General features: G+C 64.9%; 1 protein-coding gene. It reads right to left on the reverse strand.

What is annotated here, in order from left to right; all coding sequences use genetic code 11:
• The coding region (locus tag ACFW2E_RS43115) for an NACHT domain-containing protein (protein WP_384476537.1) at nucleotides 1-3257 on the reverse strand (3257 nt) is incomplete at its 3' end.
• Nucleotides 3258-3765 lie beyond the last annotated feature (508 nt).

A 3765-nucleotide genomic window follows, 5' to 3' on the forward strand; every position in this document is an offset into this window, starting at 1 on the left:
ACACTCAGATACGCGGCATCGAGTCGGGCGTCGCGTGCTGGACTGGACGCAGCCAAGTGCTCCCCGAAACGATCCAGAATGTGCCGTCGGGCATCGGGTGCTGAGTGCTTCAGCAGCCGGGACAGCAGGGAGGCCAGGACGTTGTGCCCTTCGGGGCCGGTGGCGGGGTCGGGGGCGTTCTGGTGCGCTTGTTCGGTGAGGTCTGTCAGCAGGCCTGCCAAGGCTGACTTGAGTTGCGGCGTCCAGATACTTTCCGTCAAGTCGAGTGCCGGGAGGGGCCGTTCTTCTTCGTAGGAGGCACGGGCGAGGGCCAGGTAGGTGGTCGTGAGCTCTTCTGGAGCATGCGAAAGGGCTCGTTCCAGCAGCCGTCCGCGTGGCACGGTGTTTCTGGCGCTGGTGTCGGCGAGGGGGAATGCCAGCAGAGTGGGTGCCCAGGCACGCCATTGTTCGGCGGGGATGGCGGTCAGTTCTTCATCGCTGTCGAGCAGGAGAGTGAAGGCCGGCACCGCTGCCCAGGGGCGCCAGGGAATGTCGGGCGTGCCGATCCAGTTGTCGTCGGCCGGTCGGCCCTCGGCGGCGTAACGGCGTGCCGCCTCACGGAGACGTTCTTCGTGATCGGCGGGCAGGATGTCGGTGCCGGGTGCGTGGAGCAGATCGACGGAGAGTTGTGAAGTGAACAGCCCCGTGTCCGGTTCGTACAGAAGGTTTCGGCACAGAGACACGAAGCCAGCCACGTCGCCTGTCTCGGCCCGTGTGAGGAAGTCACGTGTGGCAGCTACGTATTCGTCGAAGCCGTCCCACTCACGGGGGCCCGGCCGACGCTTGGCCGACCTGTTCCGGTAGCGGTCGGCTGTCTCCCCGTGGACGGGCATGGCGTCGAACGAGCTGGCGAACACCTCATTCCAGACTCTGCTGCCACGCGTTGCCCAGGCGGTGTCCTGACCGGCTTCCGTAGTGCGGGCGAGACCCCATACGAAGCGCAAAGCAGGCCACGCATGCGCGGCCCTCGCGTCTGTCAGGTGACCTTCAAGGTCGATGAGCCAGGCGAGATCATCGGCATCGAGGATGCTGCTGCGATCAACCTGCTGGCCGTCAGCGGCGGAACCCCGGCCGCCGCCACGCGCCCGAGAGCTGTCTTGGCGGGGCTCGTCCCATCCCTCGGCCAGAAGATAGGCGTCCTCAAGGTCCACGGCTTTGGCTATGAGCTGGGCAACGAGGACGCGACGCAGACGCTGTGCCTGCGCGAGGTCCGTGCCGACATCTGATGGCGCGCACACTGGTGCCGGGACCCCCAGGCGGGGGTAAGTGCGCAGGTAGGGACGCAGCCACGCTGCCAGTGCGGGAACGTGGTCCTCGGCGGTTGGGCCTGTCAGTGCGCGGTCGGCAAGCGCTTGGGACATGTCCTCTGCGTTGATCCATGCACTCCATGGGGTGCTGAAGGGAATGTGGTTTGCTCCGGCCCATTCCAGGAACGGGCCGACCTCGTCGTCGGTGAGGGTGGAGGGAAGTTCGCGGCAGAAGCGGGTGTAGAGACTCATATGGGTCTGCGGGGGCCTGAGGGCTGCGAGAAGCTCGGTGATCCCCAGCCAGGGGCGGCACGCTTGCAGAACGGCGCCTCGTAGCGAGTCGTCAGGGTCGTGCCCGGGGTGCCGCGCGAGTTCTGTCAGCAGAGGGGTGAGTGCTGAGGCTGCGGCCTGGTGGTCCAGCACTTCGGCGACCTGGACGGCATACCGGCGCAGGATATGTGGCTGTCTCTCGTCGATGGCGATGGTCGTCACCTCGCCGAGCAGTTCTCTGAGGTTGTTCGTGGCGATCAGGGAGAGGACAAACTCGACTTCGTCGGTCGATTTCTGGCTGGGATGGTGCGCAGCGGCATCGAGGACTCTCCGCAGTTGAGCAGCCAGGCCGGCGTGGCTGAGACTTGAGGCGTGCCACCAGGGCAAATGGCGGGATGATTTCTGCCTGATCTTCTCGAGCAGGCCGTCGACCATCGCTTCTCGGCAGTGTTCGTCATCGATGTAGGAGCTGTAGGAGGCGACGGCCTCGGGGTCGGCTTCGATCAGCCATGGCCCGTGTTCGGGACGTAGGGCGATGAGCCAGGCGGCCAGTTCGTGCAGATCTCCTGGGATGCCCGGCTCACCGATCTCGCCCTGATGCAGGAGCAGTGCGCGCAACTGCTCTCGGGGCAGGCCGTGGTCAGCGAGGTAACGGGCGGCCAGGTAGGAGGCGATGGACGCATGGGCAGGTCCCGCCGCTTCGGGGCCGCGGCTGGCGAACAGGGAACTGTTCAGGACGCTCTCGATGATCGGTCGCTCGATGACGAAGCTCCCGTGCGGGGTGCCCTCCTCGCCACCGACAAACGTGTCGACGGCCAAGAGGTTGGCGTCAGACACCTGCTGGCGCCGTGTGCTGACGCCGACCGCGCCAGTGAGAAGGCAGTAGCAGGCGAGGCGGGAAGCTATGGCGAACCTCTGCTCCAGGGTTCCCTCAAGGCCGACCGGGTCCCGGCCCTCTCCCTGACTCATGAGGGCATGCGGAAGTGCCACTGCGTACAAGGCTGTGCGACTGGTGGGCAGAGCCTGGTCGGCGGCGAACATCTCAAGGAGCAGCTGGAGAGTCAACGGGGTTCGAGCCAGCGCCTGGGCGTCGGCTTCAATCACCGCCTGGAGGAAACGAGTACCGTCGAGGTCTCTTGCCGTAGCTGCTGTGATCAGGTCGGAGCGACGCAGCGGTGCGAGGGTGTACGTGTGCGTGTCCGTGATGCCGAAAGCCTGGGCAGCCGCCTGCCGCAGGATGTCGTTGTAGGCCATGCCTCGGCAGGCGATGAGTACTTGCAGCGAGGAGCAATCGTACTGAGCAGCGAGGTCCGTGAACCAGCCGGCGATCTCTTTTGCTGCGGCCTGGCATTCATCGACTCCGTCGAGGACCAGGAGAAACGGCTTCGGCTGCCCGGTACCGACGCCTGGAGTTGAAGGCGAAGGAGGACCAAGTCTGTCCAGGACAGGCCGGGCCTTGCGGGCCAGGTCGTCGAACCTGGACACCTGTCCAAGATCGACTCGTCCGGACGCTTCCCAGCACGCGGAGGGACCGCTCGGATCGAGGGCTGTGGTCAGCGCATGCGACTTGCCGATTCCAGCCTCACCCAGCAGCACCAGAGAGTCGGTGCAGGCCTCCTCGAGAGGGACAACGCCGGCCTGCTGTCCCCCGGACGTGAAGCCCCACGCCTCGGAGTCCAGCAGGAACCCGTCGTCATCCACGGGAACGACATCATCCGCCGGAACGCAAAACCTCGCCAGACGCACACGACCCCCTCCACCAGAGAACAACCGAATCTATCCCAGAACAGCCGAACAGAGAGGTGATGCGGGAGTAGCCACTACCACGCTGCATCGCCAACGATGAACCGTCCGCCATCGTTGGCCGCGCAGACCGAGGCAACCCCGAGGAGTGTCAAGAGGCTGCCCCTGCCTGTCACCTCCACGTCGTTCATGCAGCCATCAATGGCACGAGGTGCGGTCGCACCCAACCGGCTTCCGGAATCGGGCCTGCGGCATGACTCGACCGTTCGGGAGTCCCACAAGGGCGTAGATGAGGCACGACGGCAGGACCCCGACGCAACCAGCAATATAGACATGCGCATGCCACCCCTTGGGTGCCGCACCTCCTGCCTGATCAAAGGACTTACCGATGAAGTTGCAACATCTCTCATTAGATCTAACGCATGGCTGATCAGCGGCATGATCAAGTTAGTGGCAACTACATAGC

The sequence above is a fragment of the Streptomyces sp. NPDC058964 genome (genome assembly GCF_042741275.1).
GTDB lineage: Bacteria > Actinomycetota > Actinomycetes > Streptomycetales > Streptomycetaceae > Streptomyces.